This window comes from Cupriavidus sp. GW822-FHT06G04, from assembly GCF_058799075.1.
The window spans coordinates 1-19,645 of the sequence record NZ_JBXALD010000023.1; the positions used below are offsets into that span (position 1 = coordinate 1).

Sequence of the window (19,645 nt, forward strand, 5' to 3'; positions counted from 1 at the left end):
CGCGCCCAACGTGGCCTAGGTACGTCCCTAGACTTTCGGCGAGCTGAACTAAGGCGTTTTCACACACCCTCGGTCGTTCTGCGACGGTCACGGCGTCGGACAACTTCGGCGGCTGGTCTCCCCCGCCAGTATCTGGTAGCTACCAGCTATCCGTCGACGCCGGCGCCGCGGAGGCAATCTGCATGCGCCCCACCCTGCATCCGGACTCGACCGCTGCCGGCCAGCACTACCGCCCCACCCTCACCCCCACAGCAAGCATTCAACCCCGCACAAATCGCACGCCCGTGCCGACATCTGGATCTGGCCAGCCCTACGACATTTGAGCAAAGCCTAGACAAGAGATGTAGCGGCAAAGTTGTAATGTCCGGTTCCGGGGTGCGGACGATTTCTTGGACTGATTCAGTTTCCGATTCCCAAGCGGTGCCGGTAGTCGACCGGGTTCATCGCCTGCAGGGACAACTTGAAGCGCCGGGCGCGGCCTTGCGACCCTGAGCAGCCCTCGGAATTCACCGATATCGGGCGTTCAATGCGCGAGCGACGCGACTGAAACTCCGAAATGACGGACGCCGTTATGATGCTCAATAGTACTGTTCACATTCCGGGAAGATCGAGATGATTTCACACGTTTTCGTTGGCATTACCGACTTTGACCGTGCCTTCAAATTCTATTTGGCCGTGATGGAAGAAATCGGCCTGACGCTGAAGTTCTGCGAGAGAGATACCCCTATGGCAGGCTGGATGGCGGCAGACGCCCCGCGCCCGCTATTCCTGATCGGCACGCCATATGATGGAAATCCTGCACGTTGTGGAAATGGCCAGATGGTCGCGTTGCTTGCTCCCGATCGCCGCACTGTCGACAAGGTGCATGCCAGCGCGCTGGCAAATGGCGGGTCCTGCGAAGGAGCACCTGGCCCGCGGCCCCAGTACCACGCACACTACTATGGCGCGTACTTTCGCGACCCCGACGGAAATAAGATTTGCGTTTGTTGTCACACCCCGGCAGCGGATTAGCCTGGACCCATCATTGCAAAACCGCAATGATGTTCCGCCATCCCGCCAGTGGGCTCAACCTCGCCAACGCGTTACTTTGGCCATCGCCATGACGGCTCCGAGAGATGCTCCGCGAAATAGTCGGACAGCGCGGCCACCTTTGCAGGACGTGCGCGCGCCGATGGCGTGACGAAGTAAAGACCGCCCTTCGTCAGCGACCAGTCGGTGAGGACCGCTTCGAGGCGGCCGTCGGCCAGATATTCGCCGGCGATGAATTCGGGCAGCTCGGCGATTGCCAGGCCGTCGAGCAGCGTGGGAAGCAGCGCATCGGAATTCGTTACGCGCAACGGACCGGTCGGCATGACCGGCTCTTCCTCGCCCGCAGCGTTCGTGAAGCGCCACACATCGCTGCGCGCGCGATACGCGTATGAAAGGCATGGCCGGTCCGCCAGTTCACGCGGATGCGCGGGCCGCCCTTCGCGCTTCAGGTACGCGGGCGACGCAACCACGAATTGTGTCACCGCGCACAGGCGACGCGCCACCAGCGACGAATCAGGCAGCGCGGCAATGCGCAGTGCGGCGTCAAATCCATCGGCAACCAGATCGACCGACGCATCCGAAAGATGCAGGTCGATCGACACCTCCGGGTACGCGCGAAAGAACGCGGGCAACAGGGGCGCGACCCAGCGCAGCCCGAACGACATCGGTACAGCCAGCCGCACCAGTCCGCGCGGCTGCACCGACATCTCACGCGCGGCGCTTTCTGCTTCTTCGGCCTGACGGTAGATCTCCCCTGCCTTCTCGCAGATCGTCCGGCCGAACTCGGTGAGCGAGAGCTGGCGCGACGTACGGTTGAAGAGCCGCGCGCCCAGCCGGTCTTCGAGACGGGCCACGCCGCGCGAGACCGTCGCCACCGACACGCCCATCGCGCGCGCCGCTGCCGCGAACGATCCTTCCTCGGCGACCTTCGCGAACATGGCAAGTCCTTCGAAATCAGGCAGCTTCGCCATTTCCCTCTCTCATCTTTTCATTTTTGCAACGTTGGATTGCAATCAATTCTATTTCGAAAAGCTCTGGGCGTCGATATTCTCCTTACATCGCAGCACGCAACACCGAACGCAGTCATCCATTTACCAAACGAAAGGAGAAGCACCATGGCACGCAAGCTCGACAACAAAATTGCACTCGTTACCGGCGCAACCAGCGGCATCGGCCTTGCCACCGCGCAGCGTTTCGCGGCAGAAGGCGCACACGTCTACCTCACCGGCCGCCGTCAGGCCGAACTGGATGCCGCGGTGAAGAGCATCCGCGAAGCAGGCGGAAATGCGACGGGGGTACGTGTCGATTCCACAAAGCTGGGTGAACTCGACGCGCTCTACGCGCAAATCAAGGAAGAACAGGGGCATCTGCACGTGCTGTTCGCGAACGCTGGCGGCGGTACGATGCTGCCGCTTGGCAGCATCACCGAAGAACACTACGACGACACCTTTGATCGCAATGTGAAGGGCGTGCTCTTTACGGTGCAAAAAGCGTTGCCGCTGCTCGCCGAGGGAGCGTCGGTGATTCTTACCGGTTCAACGGCAGGCAGCGCGGGCACGGCTGCATTCAGCGTGTATTCGGCCTCGAAAGCTGCGGTGCGCGCCTTCGTACGCAGCTGGATTCTCGATCTGAAGGATCGCCGCATCCGCGTGAATACAATCAGCCCGGGTGCGACGCGCACGCCCGGCCTGCTCGACCTCGCCGGTGACGATGCAGCCCAACGCCAGGGTCTTGCCGATTACCTGGCTGCCCAGATCCCCATGGGGCGCCTCGGCGAGCCCGGCGAGATCGCGAGCGCTGCGCTGTTCCTTGCGTCCGACGACGCGAGCTTTGTGAACGGCATCGAGTTGTTTGTCGATGGCGGGCAGCAGCAGATCTAAGCGCAGCCCAAGGGCGTGGATGCGGTCTTCGCCGATCGCATCCACGCCCGACGCGCGTACGCGCGGCTTGAGCGGATACACGTCATGTTCGAACATCGTCCGTACCTTTCGCTTGGCGCAGTGAGACGCGACTGGCTCGATACGCGACTGCATTTCCGCTTCGGCGAATGCGGACGCGCCGACCATACGCCGCTCGGCGCGCTCTACGTGTGGAACGACGATGCGTTCGCGCCGCACTCGGGCTTCGACCTCCATGCTCACCGCGGCGTGGAGATCGTGACGTGGGTGCGTTCGGGTGCGATCACGTATGAAGACGACGCGGGCAATCGCGCGCGGCTCGTTGCCGATTCCGTGCAGACGATCAGTGCGGGCGCCGCGATCCATCATACCGAGCGCAACGAGGGGGATGTGCCAGCGCTGCTATTCCAGATCTGGCTGCATCCGCGTACGCCGGGTGGCACGCCGCGTTGGGGGGCACGTATCTGTTCGCGCGGTTGTCGCGAAGGTCGCTTCGTCACACTGGCGAGTGGCGACCCAGAAGATGTGTGCGCGGGGGCGCTTCCAGTCAATGCCGACGCGCGTGTGCGCATCGCCACGCTACGCGAAGGCACGGTGGTGCATCACAGGTTGTCAACGTCAGGTTCGGCGTATCTGGTTGCCGATCATGGTCGGGTTGACGTAGGGCCGGTCCGGCTCGCGCCGCGCGATGGCGTCGTCGTCAGCGATGAAGCGCAGCTTACGATCGTTGCGCGAGATGACACCGATGTCGTGATAGTCGAGCTTTTGCGGTAGAAATATCGTGCCGTCTGGGTCGGGCGCGACGACATTCCTCCTTGGTTTCCGCGCTTTCCGCGTTTCCGCGCTTTCCGCAAGACTCGGTTTGGTAGCTCTGTATCGCAGTTTTTGCGGTAGGAACCCGACGCATATCCCGCGTGGCGATCCGGCGATATCCGCCTACATCGTTCACATCGCCACGCGCTGGCCGCCGCCCATCACAACTGTCAACGTGACGTCAGCGTAGCGTCAGCGGGCTTCCGTTATAAGTTGCTGGCTAACGACTCATGCCCGCAATGGCCTGCCCAAAATGCAATTGTCGACCCTCCCGATCGCCCTCCGCTCGCGTCGCGCGGCGCTGGCGTTCTCCGCCCTCGCACTGATCCTGCTCGGCACGCTGGGCCTGGCCAAGCGCAGCCAATCGAGCCGGTCGCCCGCGCCCGCTGCGTTGCCGCCACCCGTTCCCGTACTGCTGTCTCGCGTGGAGGTTCGCGATGTGCCGCGCCAGGCGGAGAGTGTCGGCACGGTACGTTCGCTGCGCGACGTCGTGGTACGGGCGCAAATCGATGGCCATCTCACAGGCCTCCATGTGGTCGAGGGTCAGCAGGTCACAAAGGGGGAGTTGCTGGCGTCCCTGGACGACCGCCCTATCCAGGCGGCACTCAAGCAAGCCCGTGCCACGCTGGAGATGACCCAGGCACAACTGCGGATAGCAGAACTGGATCTGAAGCGCTACCAGACTTTGATCGGCGACGACGCTATCCCGCGCCAGACACTCGAACGGCAACTCGCCTTGGTGGAACAGCTTCGGGCGACTGCGCAAGGCAACCGCGCCGCGATAGCCGCCGAGGAAGTGCGGCTGTCTTACACGCGGATACGCTCGCCCATTTCTGGACGGGTCGGTTTGCGCAATGTCGATGAAGGGAATCTGGTCCGGATGAATGACACCGAGGGGCTGTTCTCAGTCACGCAGATCACACCGATAACGGTGGAGTTCGCCATGCCGCAGTCGGCGCTTCCTGTCCTACAGAGTCTGATTCACGCAGACAAGCCGGCCAGTGTGCAAGCGATATCTCGCCAAGCCGGGGCGCCCGTCGCGCACGGTCGACTGCTGGTGATCGACAGCCGCGTGGGAGCAGGCAATGGCGCGGTACGCGTCAAGGCTGAGTTCGATAACAGTGCTGGTCAGCTCTGGCCTGGCCAGTTCGTGACCGTGCATCTGCAGACGGGAATTCTGCGCGACGCGCTGGTTGCCACGCCTGCGGTGCTCCGCTACGGCGAGCAGGACAAACCGTATGTGTTCCGCCTGAAGCAAGACAGCACAGTGGAAATCGTACCGGTCAACGTCCTCTACCAGGACCGGCAGCAAGTCGTGATCGAGGGTGTGACCGCCGGCGACCAACTGGTATCGGACGGACAGTCGCGTCTGCGCCCTGGCGCGCGCGTGACCGTTCCAATTGCCACCACGAAGGCGAGAATCTGACGTGACAGAACGCGCCACCCTTTATCGCTGGTTCGTCGATCATCCGATCGGCACCGTCTTGCTCGCCATAGCGCTGGTTTTGCTGGGCGTCGTCAGCTACTTCCAGTTGCCCGTCGCACCGCTTCCCGAGGTGGAAGTGCCAACCATCCAGGTCAACGCGCTACTGCCCGGAGCCAGTCCCGACACCATAGCGTCGTCAGTCGCCACCCCGCTTGAGGTCCAGTTCAGTGCGATACCCGGCATTGCGGAGATGACCTCAACCAGCGCGTTGGGATCGGCCAGCATCGTCCTCCAATTCACGCTGGATACACGGCTCGACAGCGCCGTGCAGGAGGTACAGGCGGCGATCAACCGCGCTAGCAGCAGGTTGCCGCCTGACATGCCGTCCATGCCGACCTGGCGCAAGGTCAACCCAGCCGACAGCCCGGTCGCGATCATTGGCGTGCATTCCGACTCGCTGTCGCTGACCGAGGTCAGCGACTATGCCGAACGTGTTCTGGTGCGCGAACTCGGCCAATTGCCCGGCGTGGGAATGATCACGACCACCGGCCTGCGCAGACCGGCGATTCGCGTGCAGGCGTCGCCCGTGGCGCTCGCGGGCATTGGCCTGACGCTGGCGGACATCCGCGCCGCCGTACGCGCCGCCAGCCGCAATGCGCCGAAAGGCGCCCTGTATGGCAACACGCGCGTGAGCACGCTCCACACCAACGGCCAGTTGCTCGAGCCGGGCGCCTACGGCGACCTCGTGGTGGCCTGGCGCGGAGGCAGCCCGGTATACCTGAAGGATGTGGCACAGGTCACGCTGGGCCCGGAGGATGCCTATGTGAACGCGTTTCCCAACGGCCGGCCAGGTGTCGCCTTGTCGATCATGCGCCAACCGGGCGCCAACATCGTCGCCACATATGACCGCATCTCACGCGCGCTCCCTGCCCTGCGCGCAGCGCTGCCCGCGGCCATTCAAGTCGAGATCACCAACAACCGCACCCGCACCATTCGCGCGTCCCTGCACGAGGTCGAGTTGACACTGCTGATCACCATCGCGTTGGTAGTCGGCGTGATGGCGCTGTTCCTGCGCCAGTTGGCTGCCACACTGGTCGTCGCGGCGGTGCTGGTCGTGTCCCTGGCGGGCACCTTTGCGGCCATGTACGTGATGGGTTTCAGCCTGAACAACCTGACACTCGTCGCTGTGGTGGTGGCGGTGGGATTTATCGTCGATGACGCCATTGTCGTGATCGAGAACATTCATCGCTACCAGGAAGCCGGCCTGAGCATGCGACAAGCCGCGCTGCGCGGTGTAGAAGAAGTCGGCTCGACCATTTCAACAATCAGCCTGTCACTGATAGCGGTGTTCATTCCGCTCCTGTTCATGTCCGGCGTGGTCGGCAGACTGTTCCGCGAGTTCGCGCTGACCTCTGCCGTGGCCATCCTGATCTCGGTGGTCATTTCACTGACGCTGGCACCATCGCTGGCTGCGGTGGGCATGCGGCGGAGTGCGCATGGCGTTGAGTTCAAGGAGTCCCGGCTGTCCGCATGGCTGGTGCAGCGATACGCCACTGGACTGCGCTGGTGCCTGCGCCGACAAGGCCTGATGCTGGGCGTGTTCGGCATCACCGTATGCCTCAGTGCAGCCGGCTTCGTGCTGATGCCAAAGGGCTTTTTTCCGCTGCAGGACACGGCGTTTATCGTAGGCACCTCCCAGGCTGCCGCCGATGTGCCATACACAGCCATGCTTGAGAAGCACCGTGCGCTGACCGACGTTATCCGTGCCGATCCTGCCGTGCTCACGGTCACCCAGTCAGTGGGCATGACCGGTGGCAGTCAGACACTGGCCAACGGGCGCTTCTGGATCGTGCTCAAGGACCGCTCGGACCGCGATGTTTCCGCTAGTGCGCTGATCGATCGGCTGCGGCCCAAGCTGGCCGCCATTCCCGGCATCCAGCTCTTCCTGCGCGCCGCGCAGGACATCAACATCGGCGCGGGCCAGCCGCGCGCCCAGTATCAATATGTGTTGAAGGCGAACGATACGGGCGACCTGTACGCATGGTCGCAGCGCCTGGTCGCTGCACTACAGAAGGAGCCTCTTTACCGAGACTTGTCCAGCGATCTCCAGCTTGGCGCCAATGTCATTCATCTGCAAATTGATCGCGCAGCTGCCGCGCGTCTAGGTCTTACCGCAAGCGATGTCGACGAGGCGCTATACAACGCATTCGGCCAGCGCCAGATCAATGAATTCCAGACCGATACCAACCAGTACCAGGTGGTACTGGAAGTGGACGGCGACGGCCGGGGCAATATCGAGACGCTTCAATCGCTGCGCCTGCGCTCGCCCGTTTCCGGCGAAATGGTGCCGCTGTCGGCCATCGTCACCATCGCCGCGCCAAGGGCCGGGCCGGTTTCGATCCTGCACCACGGCTTGTTGCCCGCCGTGAACATATCGTTCAACCTGGCGCCGGGAGCGCCGCTCGGCGACGCCGTGACGCGGATCGATGAGATACGTCGGCGCATCGGCATGCCCGCCTCAATCCAGGGCACATTCCTCGGTTCTGCGCAGGCATTCCAGGAAGCGCTGGCTGGTCAGGCGGGACTGATCCTGGCCGCGCTGCTCGCCGTGTACCTGATCCTCGGGGTCCTGTACGAGAGCCTGGTCCATCCGCTCACCATCCTGTCCACGTTGCCGTCGGCCGCCATTGGCGCGCTCGCCTTCCTGTGGCTCGGCGGCTTTGACTTCTCGATCATGGCGCTGATCGGCGTGATCCTGCTGATCGGCATCGTCAAGAAGAACGGCATCCTGCTTATCGATTTTGCGCTCGAAGCGCGGCGCGCGCGCAGTATCAGTCCTGGACAGGCCATCTATGAGGCCGCGCTCACACGCTTTCGTCCCATCATGATGACCACGTTGGCAGCGTTGCTCGGCGCCGTACCGCTAATGCTCGGCGTTGGCACCGGCGCGGAGCTGCGCCAGCCGCTCGGCGTGGCCGTGGTCGGGGGCTTGTTGTTGAGCCAGATGCTGACGCTCTTCAGCACGCCAGTGGTCTACCTGGGACTTGACAGGCTATCGCGCTACCGTCGGAAACCCGTGCCATCGCAGCAGACATCAATAGCCACGGAATAGTGCGACGGCAAGGCACGAGGAGCAAACATACTGGCTCAAATTCTCATACCAAAGGTGTTGATGCCTTCGCTACTGCTGGCGAAAACGGTGCCGCCATGCATGTGTGCTATCGCCTTCACGATCGCGAGGCCGAGGCCGTGGCTGTCTGCACCGCTCGCTCGCGATGAGTCGATGCGGTAGAAGCGGTCGAACAAACGATTCAGGTGCTCCGTTGCGATTTGGGTACCCACGTTCGACACCGCAATTTCAGCGCCCTCGCCGCCCGCCCGCATCGTTACACGCACATCGGACCCGGGGGACGAGTACTGGATAGCGTTGTGCAGCAGGTTGGTCATCGCTCGCCGGAACAGCGCTTGGTCCACCAGTGCTTCAACGTCTCCGTTTGTTTGAACCGTTAACGCCTTCTCGTCGATCAATGGCGCCAGGAATTCAACCGTCTTTTTCACTTCGTCGGACAGCCTGGTCTGCCTCAATGTTTGTGCCGCCTCTCCCTGGTCCGCTCGGGCCAAAAACAGCATGTCATTGACGATGGCACGCAGACGTTCGAGCTCTTCGAGATTTGACTGCAAGACATCGCGCAGATCTGCCGCGCTGCGTTCGCGCGTGAGCATGACCTGCGTGGCGCCGAGCATGTTTCCTATTGGTGTGCGCAACTCGTGTGCCACATCGGCGCTGAAGCCTTCCAGCTGCGCGTAGGCTGATTCAAGCCGGTCTAGCGCACCATTGAACGATGAGACCAACGGCGTCAGCTCACTGACTGCCGGAACGAGGTGCAAACGTTGAGACCGATTGCTCGCGCTGAGTGCCTGCGCGGAAGCAGACAGTTGCGCTACCGGATGCAGTCCAACGCGCGCCACCCAGTAGCCGAGTCCGCTGACCAGTACGATGCCGCATAAACAGATGATCGTCAGCCCCACGGCGAAAGCGTGCATCGTCTCTGCTATCGGCGTCGTGCTGACCCCCACCACCAGATGGATCTCGGGATGGTCCACCAGGGGTTTCAGCATTTTCCCGAGGGTTCTGAGCGGGTGCCGCGGATCATCCAGCACCCATTGCTTGATGCGGCTGTCGCCTGGCGTATGAAGCGCGGATGGAAAGTTCTTCCCATAATTCAGGGACGGATCCTTGCAGGAAATCCAGAATCGGGTGTTTCCATCCGTGGTGGTCAACATCGTCAGCGTTTCGCGCAACTCGCCCCACTGCTCGACTGACTGCACTTTGTCGACGAGATTCTGGACCACCTCCAGCTTCGCGCGCAGGTCGCTTTCCAATTGCCGGTCCAGCGTATGACGGAGTCCTTGATACAGGGCGATGCCGGAAAGCGCAAACACTAAAAGGCCGACCAGACCGAACAGCAACGAGAGCCGGAATGCAATCGAGCGGATCATTGCGTCACATCGTTGATCCGAGATTCCAGAACGTATCCCATGCCACGAATGGTATGTAGCAGCTTGTTGTCATACGGTCCATCGATCTTGTCCCGCAGCCGCTTGATCGCAACCTCGACCACGTTGGTATGACTGTCAAAGTTCATATCCCAAACCAGTTCCGCAATCTCTGTCTTCGACAGGATTTTTCCCTTGCGCCTGCCCAGCGTGGTGAGCAAATTGAATTCCTTGGCGGTCAAATCGAGCCGGACGTTGCCGCGATAAGCCTTGCGCGCCAACAGATCCACATGGAGGTCCGCGATTTGAAGCTGCACCATTTCCTGCGGCCTGCCACGTCGGACCAGCACATGCAATCGTGCCTGCAGTTCCAGGAATGAAAAGGGCTTGATCAAGTAGTCATCGGCGCCCGCTTGCAGCCCTTTCACGCGGTCTTCGATCCTGTCACGCGCGGTCAGCATGATCACCGGTGTCTGTCGGCAGGCCTTGAGCGCTTCCAGCACGGCGAATCCATCGATACCGGGAAGCATGACGTCAAGCACAATCGCATCGTATTCGTTCTGCACCGCCAGATGCCTGCCATCGATGCCATTGTTTGCCACATCGACGACGCAGCCGCTCTCTGTCAAACCTTTGCGCAAGTAGTCCGCTGTCTTGATTTCGTCTTCGACAATCAGAATTTTCATTTGATGTCTCTTCAATAGGAATCGCAGTTCCGGACATCGTTTCTAACAGAAATCTGATAGGCGCTGAATGACAATTCGGTCAGGCCGGCAACAGCGTGGCGTAGGGTCGGAAGACTAACCCTTCCGCCGACGTCATGAAATGAGCGATGGGAATAATATCTGTGCCATCCAGGCAAAAATCTGGATGAAAAATTGCCGTTCCTTAAGCAAGGGTGCTCGCGTCACGGCCCCGATCGACCCAAAGCCTTTGCCAGATATTCCCCAGTGCGACTCGACGCCGCGCCTGTGATCTCGGTAGGACGGCCGCAAGCCACGATGCGGCCGCCCTCTTCCCCGGCGCCGGGACCCATGTCGATCACCCAGTCCGCCTGGGCCACGACGCGCATGTCGTGCTCGACAACGACTACGGTGTTACCCGCATCCACCAGTTCCTGAAGTTGCACGAGCAGGCGGTCCACATCAGCCGGATGCAGGCCGTTGGTCGGTTCGTCCAGCACGTAGAGCGTGTCGCCGCGCTGGGCGCGTTGCAGCTCGGTGGCCAGCTTGATCCGTTGTGCCTCGCCACCCGACAGTTCGGTGGCTGGCTGCCCCAATCGCAGGTATCCCAGTCCGATGTCGCGCAATGCCTTCAGCGATCGCATCACCGGCGGTTCGTTCGCAAAGACTTCGCATGCCGCATCGACGGTCAGGTCGAGGATCTCGGCGATATTCCTCCCCTGCCAGGTAATTTCCAGCGTCTGCGCCTGGTAGCGCGTGCCGTGGCAAACGGTACACGGTGCATACACGCTGGGCAGAAACAGCAGCTCAACGCTGACAAAGCCCTCGCCTTCGCATGTCGGGCAACGGCCCTGGGCCACGTTGAAGGAGAAGCGTCCCGGCGTATAGCGTCGTTTGCGCGCAGCGGGGGTGTCGGCAAATAGCTTGCGTACATGATCGAACAGGCCGGTATAGGTGGCCAGATTCGATCGAGGCGTGCGCCCAATCGGCTTCTGATCGACGCGCACCAGACGGCGCACCGTTTCGGTGTCACCCGCGACACGCCCCGTAATTGGCGCGTCCGTGACGGCGAACAACGGATCGCGTTCCTCGTCGGCATCGCTGTCGTTTGTGCGGCCGAGATGCCGGTTCACCAGCTCCGGGAGGGCCTGGCTGATCAGGCTCGATTTCCCGGACCCCGAGACGCCCGTCACTGCCACAAAACAGCCCAAAGGTATCGCGCCGTCGATCTTATGGAGATTGTTGCGAGAAACATTCACGAGCTTGAGCCAGCCTGCCGGGTCGCGGGGCTTTCGTGGCGATACGTGCTGCTCGCCAAACAGATAGGCCGCGGTAAGCGATCTATCCACCGCGGCAAGTCCGTCAAGCGGCCCGCTGTAGAGCACGTGCCCGCCGCCTTCGCCCGCTGCTGGCCCTACGTCTACGATCCAGTCTGCGTGTCGCATGGTCTGCGTGTCGTGTTCGACCACGAACAGCGAGTTGCCAGCCGCCTTCAATCGTCGCAATGCCACCAGCAGCGCTTCGCCATCGGCAGGATGCAGCCCCGCCGATGGCTCGTCGAGCACATAGACCACGCCGAACAGTTGGGAAGACAACTGCGTGGCCAGCCGCAACCGTTGCAATTCGCCCGATGAGAGCGTCGGCGTGCTGCGGTCCAGCGAAAGATAGCCCAGGCCGAGATCGATGAGCGTGGAAAGCCGTTCCACCAGCTCTTCCCCAATGCGCTGCGCAGCCAGCCGCTTTTCGTCGGAAAGGTTAGGCGTGCGTCGCACGTCGGGCGCCGCCTTGTGCGCGGATCCGCCCGCCGCGACACGCCGCGCCGTGGCGGCGCGCATCGCCTTCGTGCTCAGCACCGCGCCGGGTGCGGTCTCCGGGCTGGCCCATTCTCCGTGCGCAATCGGGCGCATGATCTCCGCCACGCGGCCAAGAGGCAGTTTCGCGAACTCGCCGATGTCCATGCCCGCAAACGTCACTGACAACGCTTCCTTTTTGAGGCGCTTGCCGTGACATGTCGGGCATTCGCGCCCGATCATGTACTGTGCAACCCGCTTCTTCATCAGCGCGCTCTGCGTCGTGGCAAAGGTCTGCAAGACGTAGCGACGGGCGCCCGTGAACGTGCCCTGGTAGCTGGGCTCCAGCTTGCGCTTGAGCGCCGCGCGTACCTCCTTGGGCGTAAATCCTGCGTACACCGGCACCGTGGGTTGCTCGTCGGTAAACAGGATCCAGTCACGATCTTTCTTCGGCAGTTCGCGCCACGGCTTGTCCACGTCGTAGCCGAGCGTGACCAGGATGTCGCGCAAGTTCTGCCCGTGCCATGCGGGCGGCCAAGCAGCAATCGCGCGCTCGCGTATCGACAAGGAATCGTCGGGCACCATCGACTGCTCGGTGACGTCATAGATGCGCCCCAGACCATGACACGTGGGGCAGGCGCCCTCGACCGTGTTAGGCGAAAAGTCCTCCGCGTACAGCATCGGCTGCCGGGGCGGATAGGTGCCCGCACGCGAATAGAGCATGCGGACGAGACTTCCCAGCGTGGCGACGCTAGCCACGGTGGAGCGTGCATTCGGCGTGCCGCGCTGCTGCTGCAGCGCCACTGCAGGCGGCAGCCCTTCGATCGCATCCACCTCCGGCACGCCGACCTGCTCGATCAACCTTCTGGCATAGGGGGCAACGGATTCGAAGTAACGCCGCTGGGCTTCCGCGTAGAGCGTGCCGAATGCCAGGGACGACTTGCCGGAACCTGACACGCCGGTAAATACCACCAACGCGTTGCGTGGGATATCGACATCCACGTTCTTGAGATTGTGCACGCGCGCGCCCCGCACGCGGACGAAGTTGTCTGCCCAGCCGCTCGCCGGGGCGGGCAACGTGTCGTCGGGTATCAATGCGCGCTGGCGGTCTTCATCGTTCATGCGATGGGCTCGTATCGATTGGGGGCATATTCGCTACGCTCGTTCGGGACCGTCGATCTTGCAAATATTCCCGGCGGAATCTACGTGCTTGAAGCTTACTCGCTCGCCGGCAGCCATGGCGCCGTCAGCCGCTTATTCCGCGCTCTCCCGCGCGTGCGTCTCCACAAAGGAGGCAGTGCGCTGACGGGTCCTCAGCACGCAGTAAGCGTGCCAATACGTCTCGAGGAGGAGGATTCCGGAAAAAGTGCGCGATATGTCGCGGCTGACTGGGGAGACAGCGATGTGAAGCCCGATGTAGCAATTACAAATTTCGCGAAGCCCGCCATGTCATCGCGTTCGCCGCCCTCTGACCCCGGGGGACAAACTGGTTTGCCCGCTCCGGATCAGCGCCGGTACATCGACCACAACACCGCGCTCTGCGCCGATTGCTGCATCGACGCCACGTTCTGGTAGAACTTCAGCGTGGCATCGCATCGCACCGCAGGTTGGCGCGTGCCGAAGGTCTTGTCGGTCAGCGCGCGCGCCTGGTCTTTCGACAGGTTCTGAAAGGCCACGCGCATCATGGCGTCGGCCATATATGGATCTGGTTGCCGACCCTTGTGAGGCGGGGACTTTAGTAACTGGACGATGGTCTTGCGCTCTTCCTCGACAAGTACCGGCGGCAATGCACTGGAAGTGTCCAGCGTGCCGTCGAGGAACTGCGAGCAAGCATCCACGCTGATATTGCGCGCCGCGTTGGTCTCGGCTGCCAGCAGCTTGACGAACTCTGCGAGCGCCTCGTCGCTTGCGTTCTTGAGCACGCCCGGCAACGCCTGCTTCATCTCGCTACGTAGCGCGGCAAAGATCTCTGCATCACTGCCTCCGCGTGTCTTGACGGCCCAGCCGCGTTCCGCGGCCCGGCTGATTGCGCCGGGGAACCGTTGGTCGAACGCGCGATAAAGCGCAGACTCCTTGAGGCGCTCCGCGAGTACGGCGCGCGATTCCACCTGCAACATGCCGGGCGATTCGCTGCGCAGGGCAATTCGAGTGAGAACACGTGCCTGCAACAGCTCCTCGCGGCTCGGATACCAGACCGCGCTCGCGGGTGTCGCGCCCACACGCTGTACGAAATTATCTGGGAGGCCGGCTTTGCGATAGTAATTCAGCATTGACGTCACCGCCGCGCTCTCTACCGCCGAGTCCATGCCGCCACCAAAACTGGCGCGATGGAAGCCGATCTTTGCGTTGGGCGTGGCAACCCGGTCGACACCCGCCATCAGCACGTACGTGCAGGCGCTGCTGCACTCCCCTTCCACATAAGTATTCAGCTTGCGTTGCCGCACGCCATCGGCTAGCACACGGCCCTCGAGCAGGCGCCCGCCATTCGAGTTCAGGATCACGGTCCGCGCACCCGGAGTGTTGTCGAGCACGCGCAGCACCTGCTTGGCCGAGCCTTCGCGCAGCGTGCCCCAGACCATCACCGCGTCGCCATTGGGCGATGGCGTTGCCTGGATCTCGCCCAAGGTGTCCTTTCCCATTGCTAGCATGGTGAATTCGCGCAGTTGGGGACCGTAGATCGTCACCATCTGCACGACGGCCCCGAACACTCCGAGCATCACGCTGCCACGTGCGGCGTATCCCCAGAACGCACTGCCTCCGCGCTGCGCGTGCCGGCCAGCGGAGCGCCAGATGCCGACGAACGACCATAACCAAGACAGATAGACGATGCAGATCGTGGCGACGAAAAACAGGGCCACTTGGCGCAGCGAATCGCTAATGCCCAACAATCCCTTGAGCGCCGGCAGCGCGGCACCCAGCAGCATGCCAAGCAAGGTGCCGTTGATCCAGTAAGACACCGGCAGTGAAAGCTGGCCGCGCCAGTGGCGCATCACGTAGAGGCCCTTGACCTCCGGCTCGACGTACGGCGCATCTGCCGAAGCAGGCGTTGCGCCGTCGTTTTCCTGGACATCCTCGCCGATGGTGAAGACCGCGTCCCGGCGCGCGATTGGCGAGATCGATGGGCTCGCGGTCAATTCTTCCACGCGTCTCGACAGCGCGCGCAGGTTCAGCGCGATGATCGCGGCGACTACCACCGCTGGCACCACCATCGACATCCCGGACTCGTCACGCACCAGAAGGCGAAGTACGCCCACCGCGAAAAATGCGAGCAGCACGAAATTGGCGATGGTCGCCGCTTTGACAGACCGCGCCGTCGCCGATTCCCCAAGCGCGCGCCAAGTCTGGAACAGCGGCGCCAGCCATACCAGGGACGCCAGCAAGGGGAATGCGCCCCCACCTGCCCGCCATTCCCCAAGCGTGGCCACCAAGCCGATAACCGCTACCACCAGAAGAATGACATTCAGCGTCCGCGTGCCGCGGACCAACATGCTCGCCCTCATGACCAACCCGTGTTTATTGTTCTGTTGGCCGACAAATCTACCTGATTCGACTATCGAGGGGATCAATGTTGCGCGGCCACGACATACCCCACTTTTGTCCGGGTCATGGCAGGTTTCCCATCGCTTAATCAATGGAAAACCTGACTTCGAAATAACGAGAACTTACGGGCGATATCGGTCATCGGCATCGTCGTTGGATGGCGACGGCTATTCTGACGGGCGACACGCCTGCATAGTCGAGCAAGTCGTCCATGCACGTGGCGGCAACATCCTCAATGAACGAGCGCGACAAAGTAGCAAAAAGGCATCGCCATCGCAGCCGGCGCTTTTATTTTCTTTCGTCGAGGTGATGGTCGGCCTCCTCCTCTTTTTGCCTGAGATTGTCGGTCAACCTGTACTGAAAACCGAACAGCGCAATTAGCGCCAGCAGGGCCAGTCCTGCCCAGACAAGGCGTAACCACATGCTGGACTCCCTTGAAATCACGAACGGTATGTCGACAGATAGTCGACAACCCGAGCATGGTGGGGATGATCAGGCCGAGGCAACGGACCTTGCGCTGCAATCGCCTTTCCAGCGGTGCGGCCAGCCTTGACGACCGTCACCGGCACCGAGGCCCGCCGTATGACCTGCGCAGGTAACCCGCCTCCAACGGCGGCCTTTATCTGCGACCAAAGGCTCGCGCCCATCACAATGCTGTCGCAAGAATTGTCCTCTGCCGCAGACACAATCGTCCTGGCGGTATGGCCAAGGCCGATCAGCGTCGAATACCGTACGCCGGCTTCGTCGAGCAGTTCGCAAGCCGTCGCTAGCGCGGATTCGCCATCGCGGCGCTCTTGCTCCCTGAGCGCCGCCAGCGAATGAAATGCACTGGCCCGGCCGCGCTCGAGTGGGGCCTGGACATTCAGCAGCACAACCTCCGAACGCCCCCCTTCCCGAGCGAGAAAGGCAGCGTGCCGAAGCGCATTCAACGCGCATTCGGTGCCGTCGACCGGCACAAGTATCTTGATCATATCGAACCGTTTCCTGTTCCGCGAGCCAACGCAATCGCACGTCGACTCTCCATGACTGGATGCTAGGCAACGGCAGCTAGAACCGGCGTCAAGGCTGGCATGCGGCCGATAAAAATCCCGTAAAAATATTTGAATACGAATTTCCACGGACCTTCCTTCGCCTGCGCGACAACGCGGTTCGCCGGCAACCGAAGCGCTTGCCCGCCCTGACACTTGATCGATGGGTCAGCGCCTTCGGCATGCCTCACAAGGCACAACTGACGGCCCGTCGGTGCCACGCAACAGGGCTACGCAATCGGGTGATTGCTCGCCTGATTCGCTGGTGGCAGACTTGCAACGAAGTTGCAAAGAAGATTCGCCACTTGGCATCAGGTGCCCGTTCATTCCATTGCACGCCATGCCGCAGCGCTGGTTGTCGATCCTGCTGGTTCTGTTCCTGCTGTTCGGGCAGTCGGCGGCGGTCGTCCATGCGGTCGGTCACTTGCAGGCGCACCAGCAAGCGAATCCGTGCGCGGCACCGACCGATGTCGACCGATGCGGCCCCGCGCATGATGTTTGTCCCACCTGCCACGCGCTTGCCGCGCTTGCGGCCGCCGTTCCGGCCGTTGCCGGCTGGCTGATCGCCGAATGCGGACGCCGCTGGCACTATCCCGAAAGCTCCAGGCGCCCTCTGGCGCCGGTATTCACGCCTTCTGCCCGTAGTCGCGGCCCCCCTCTGCCAGACGGATTCTTCCGCTAGTTCACGGGCGCCGGGCTAAAGCTCTGCCGCCCGGTCCGTCCTGTTTCGCAGAGGTCAACCATGCCCAATATTCCGCTTCGAGCCATCGCGGCCGGCGCCGCGTCGGCGTTCGCACTCAACGCGCACGCGCAATCGGCCGAATCCACTCCCGCCACTCAGCCGTCGCCCAATGCCGCCACGCAGCAGCCTGCCGCGGCCGGCAGCGAAAAGACGCTGAACGCCGTCGTCGTCTCCGTCAAGCGACTGGATGCGGCGCGCAACGCGCTATCGCCACAGACCGGCAGTTCCGTCTACAGCTTCGACAGTACGGATATCGAAGCGCTACCGCTGGGGGAGAACACTAGCCTGAACCAGGTTCTGCTGCAGGCGCCCGGCGTTGTGCAGGACTCATTCGGGCAACTGCACGTCCGTGGCGATCATGCCAATCTCCAGTACCGCATCAACGGCGTCATCGTGCCAGAGCCGATCAGCGGCTTCGGGCAGATGCTCGACACGCGCTTCGCCGATGAGATCAAGCTTGTCACCGGGGCGCTGCCGGCGCAGTACGGCTACCGCACCGCAGGCGTGATCGATATCACCACCAAGGGCGCGGCAACCGACGAAAGCGGCAAACCGAAGACGTTCGGCGGCGAGATCGGCACGGTGATCGGCAGTCACGCTGATCATGAGGTCAACGCGCAGATCCAGGGCGCCAAGGGCCCGTTCAGCTACTACCTCAGTGGATCGTTCGTCGAGAACAACCTCGGCATCGAGAATCCCACCAGCAGCAGGAACGCGATTCATGATCACACCGATCAGAGCAAGGGTTTCGGCATGCTGTCTTATCTGCTGAATGCCGATAATCGCGTCAGTTTCATGTTCGGGACGGCCAACAACCGCTTCGAGATCCCGAACCGGCCGGGGCTGGCACCGCAGTTCACCCTCGACGGCGTCACGCCGCCCGCGTCGGAAAACCTGAACGCCAACCAGCGTGAAAAGAACGACTTCCAGATCTTGTCGTATCAGAGCAAGGTCTCGTCCGCGCTTGACTACCAGGTCTCGCTGTTCCACCGAACCAGCCGGATCGACTACTCGCCCGATCCGATTGGCGACCTCGTCTACAACGGCGTCGCTTCCAACATCACCCGGCGCAACGAAGCCACCGGCCTGCAGGCCGATTCCAGCTACATCCTGAATCCACGCCACACGCTGCGCACCGGGGTCTTCGTGCAGCGCGAACACTTTGGGGTGGATAACACCTCGAGCGTATTTCCTGCCGATGCCGACGGCAACCAGACCAGCGGCGTGCCGTTCACCATCGTCGACAACAACAGTCGCTCAGGCACCACGCTTGGCTTTTACCTGCAGGACGAGTGGAAGGCCACCGACAAGCTGACGGTCAACTTCGGTGCCCGGTATGACCACGTCAATACGGTGGTCAGCGAGCAGCAGCTCAGTCCCCGCCTGGGACTGACCTATGACGTGACCAACTCGACCCGGCTGCATGCCGGCTACGCGCGGTACTTCACGCCGCCTGCAACGGAGAAGATCGATACCACCACGGTGGACAAATTCAGCGGTACCACGAATGCATTACCTTCCGACGCCAATACGGCCGTGCGCTCGGAACGTTCCGACTACTTCGATGTCGGCGTTTCGCACCAGGCGACCGCGAACCTGACGTTGGGTCTCGATGCCTACTATCGGAAGGTGCGCCATCTCCAGGACGAAGGCCAGTTCGGCAATGCGCTGATCTTCTCCACGTTCAACTACGATCAGGGCAAGATCTACGGTGTGGAGGGCACGGCCAATTATCGCCAGGGAAATTTCGGCGCCTATCTGAACGTCGGCGTATCGCGTGCGATGGGCAAGGGCATCGAGACCGGCCAGTTCAACTTCGGCCCGGACGAGCTGGCCTACATTGCCAACAATTGGGTGCACCTCGATCACGACCAGACCGTGGCGGGCTCGCTTGGCGCTTCTTACCTGTGGCAGGGCACTCTGCTGACTGCCGATGCGCTGTATGGCAGCGGGTTGCGCAATGGCTTTGCCAATACGTCGCACTTGTCGGCTTACTTCCAGGTAAATGTTGGCATCGCGCACACCTTTGATCTGCCCACTATCGGCAAACTCAAGACGCGCTTCACGGTGATCAACCTGTTCGATCGTTCCTACCAGTTGCGCGATGGCACGGGAATTGGCGTTGGTGCGCCGCAGTATGCGCCGCGTCGAAGCTTCTATGTAGCGGTTTCCAAACCGTTTTGAGTGGCCCTGCGGCAT

14 protein-coding genes are annotated in these 19,645 nt (G+C 62.0%); 7 read left to right on the top strand and 7 right to left on the bottom strand.

Annotation, left to right across the window (positions count from 1 at the left end):
- Positions 1 to 612: 612 nt before the first annotated feature.
- Positions 613 to 1,011, top strand: a complete 399-nt coding sequence (locus tag AC1RKI_RS29460) for a VOC family protein (RefSeq protein ID WP_492798356.1) — start codon at positions 613 to 615, stop codon at positions 1,009 to 1,011.
- 71 nt (positions 1,012 to 1,082) lie between these two features.
- Here AC1RKI_RS29460 and AC1RKI_RS29465 read toward each other — a convergent pair whose 3' ends face one another.
- Positions 1,083 to 2,000, bottom strand: coding sequence for a LysR family transcriptional regulator (locus AC1RKI_RS29465; RefSeq protein WP_492798358.1), 918 nt, complete (start codon positions 1,998 to 2,000; stop codon positions 1,083 to 1,085).
- 144 nt (positions 2,001 to 2,144) lie between these two features.
- On the opposite strand from AC1RKI_RS29465, the gene AC1RKI_RS29470 reads away from it, so the two are divergent.
- From AC1RKI_RS29470 to AC1RKI_RS29485, 4 genes are all read left to right on the top strand, one after another.
- A complete protein-coding gene (locus AC1RKI_RS29470; protein WP_061955169.1) occupies positions 2,145 to 2,909 on the top strand; it encodes an SDR family NAD(P)-dependent oxidoreductase in 765 nt (254 codons plus the stop codon).
- A gap of 84 nt (positions 2,910 to 2,993) precedes the next feature.
- Positions 2,994 to 3,701, top strand: a complete 708-nt coding sequence (locus AC1RKI_RS29475; RefSeq protein WP_492798360.1) for a pirin family protein — start codon at positions 2,994 to 2,996, stop codon at positions 3,699 to 3,701.
- Between the two features lie 292 nt (positions 3,702 to 3,993).
- Positions 3,994 to 5,166 (top strand): efflux RND transporter periplasmic adaptor subunit, encoded by a 1,173-nt coding sequence (locus AC1RKI_RS29480; protein ID WP_492798362.1) that lies wholly within the window; start codon positions 3,994 to 3,996, stop codon positions 5,164 to 5,166.
- Position 5,167: 1 nt separating this feature from the next.
- Positions 5,168 to 8,278, top strand: a complete 3,111-nt coding sequence (locus tag AC1RKI_RS29485; protein WP_492798364.1) for an efflux RND transporter permease subunit — start codon at positions 5,168 to 5,170, stop codon at positions 8,276 to 8,278.
- A 35-nt stretch (positions 8,279 to 8,313) separates the two neighbouring features.
- On the opposite strand, the gene AC1RKI_RS29490 is transcribed toward AC1RKI_RS29485, so the two are convergent.
- The 6 genes from AC1RKI_RS29490 to AC1RKI_RS29515 all read right to left on the bottom strand — a co-directional run bounded on the left by AC1RKI_RS29490 (position 8,314) and on the right by AC1RKI_RS29515 (position 16,647).
- Entirely contained in the window at positions 8,314 to 9,666 is a 1,353-nt protein-coding gene (locus AC1RKI_RS29490; protein ID WP_492798366.1) for a heavy metal sensor histidine kinase, read from the bottom strand.
- A complete protein-coding gene (locus AC1RKI_RS29495; RefSeq protein WP_061955179.1) occupies positions 9,663 to 10,349 on the bottom strand; it encodes a heavy metal response regulator transcription factor in 687 nt (228 codons plus the stop codon). The genes AC1RKI_RS29490 and AC1RKI_RS29495 overlap by 4 nt, the downstream gene beginning before the upstream one ends.
- A 221-nt stretch (positions 10,350 to 10,570) precedes the next feature.
- The gene (locus AC1RKI_RS29500) at positions 10,571 to 13,258 is read right to left on the bottom strand and encodes an excinuclease ABC subunit UvrA (protein ID WP_492798368.1); all 2,688 of its coding nucleotides are present in this window, start codon (positions 13,256 to 13,258) and stop codon (positions 10,571 to 10,573) included.
- A 383-nt stretch (positions 13,259 to 13,641) separates the two neighbouring features.
- Positions 13,642 to 15,624 (bottom strand): COG3904 family protein, encoded by a 1,983-nt coding sequence (locus AC1RKI_RS29505; protein WP_492798370.1) that lies wholly within the window; start codon positions 15,622 to 15,624, stop codon positions 13,642 to 13,644.
- Between the two features lie 340 nt (positions 15,625 to 15,964).
- On the bottom strand, positions 15,965 to 16,099 hold the full coding sequence (locus AC1RKI_RS29510; protein ID WP_263289493.1) for a hypothetical protein: 135 nt from the start codon (positions 16,097 to 16,099) through the stop codon (positions 15,965 to 15,967).
- 17 nt (positions 16,100 to 16,116) lie between these two features.
- Positions 16,117 to 16,647 carry a universal stress protein gene (locus tag AC1RKI_RS29515; RefSeq protein ID WP_061955184.1) on the bottom strand — a complete coding sequence of 177 codons (531 nt, stop codon included), beginning with the start codon at positions 16,645 to 16,647 and terminating at the stop codon, positions 16,117 to 16,119.
- A 397-nt stretch (positions 16,648 to 17,044) separates the two neighbouring features.
- On the opposite strand from AC1RKI_RS29515, the gene AC1RKI_RS29520 reads away from it, so the two are divergent.
- Both AC1RKI_RS29520 and AC1RKI_RS29525 read left to right on the top strand, forming a co-directional pair.
- On the top strand, positions 17,045 to 17,386 hold the full coding sequence (locus AC1RKI_RS29520; protein ID WP_061955186.1) for a hypothetical protein: 342 nt from the start codon (positions 17,045 to 17,047) through the stop codon (positions 17,384 to 17,386).
- 60 nt (positions 17,387 to 17,446) lie between these two features.
- Positions 17,447 to 19,630, top strand: a complete 2,184-nt coding sequence (locus AC1RKI_RS29525; RefSeq protein WP_492798373.1) for a TonB-dependent receptor — start codon at positions 17,447 to 17,449, stop codon at positions 19,628 to 19,630.
- The last annotated feature ends 15 nt before the right edge of the window (positions 19,631 to 19,645 follow it).

Coding starts and splice junctions, on each gene's coding strand:
- AC1RKI_RS29460 (WP_492798356.1), top strand. CDS start 613: ATGATTTCACACGTTTTCGTTGGCATTACCGACTTTGACCGTGCCTTC.
- AC1RKI_RS29465 (WP_492798358.1), bottom strand. CDS start 2,000: ATGGCGAAGCTGCCTGATTTCGAAGGACTTGCCATGTTCGCGAAGGTC.
- AC1RKI_RS29470 (WP_061955169.1), top strand. CDS start 2,145: ATGGCACGCAAGCTCGACAACAAAATTGCACTCGTTACCGGCGCAACC.
- AC1RKI_RS29475 (WP_492798360.1), top strand. CDS start 2,994: ATGTTCGAACATCGTCCGTACCTTTCGCTTGGCGCAGTGAGACGCGAC.
- AC1RKI_RS29480 (WP_492798362.1), top strand. CDS start 3,994: ATGCAATTGTCGACCCTCCCGATCGCCCTCCGCTCGCGTCGCGCGGCG.
- AC1RKI_RS29490 (WP_492798366.1), bottom strand. CDS start 9,666: ATGATCCGCTCGATTGCATTCCGGCTCTCGTTGCTGTTCGGTCTGGTC.
- AC1RKI_RS29495 (WP_061955179.1), bottom strand. CDS start 10,349: ATGAAAATTCTGATTGTCGAAGACGAAATCAAGACAGCGGACTACTTG.
- AC1RKI_RS29500 (WP_492798368.1), bottom strand. CDS start 13,258: ATGAACGATGAAGACCGCCAGCGCGCATTGATACCCGACGACACGTTG.
- AC1RKI_RS29505 (WP_492798370.1), bottom strand. CDS start 15,624: ATGTTGGTCCGCGGCACGCGGACGCTGAATGTCATTCTTCTGGTGGTA.
- AC1RKI_RS29510 (WP_263289493.1), bottom strand. CDS start 16,099: ATGTGGTTACGCCTTGTCTGGGCAGGACTGGCCCTGCTGGCGCTAATT.
- AC1RKI_RS29515 (WP_061955184.1), bottom strand. CDS start 16,647: ATGATCAAGATACTTGTGCCGGTCGACGGCACCGAATGCGCGTTGAAT.
- AC1RKI_RS29520 (WP_061955186.1), top strand. CDS start 17,045: ATGCCGCAGCGCTGGTTGTCGATCCTGCTGGTTCTGTTCCTGCTGTTC.
- AC1RKI_RS29525 (WP_492798373.1), top strand. CDS start 17,447: ATGCCCAATATTCCGCTTCGAGCCATCGCGGCCGGCGCCGCGTCGGCG.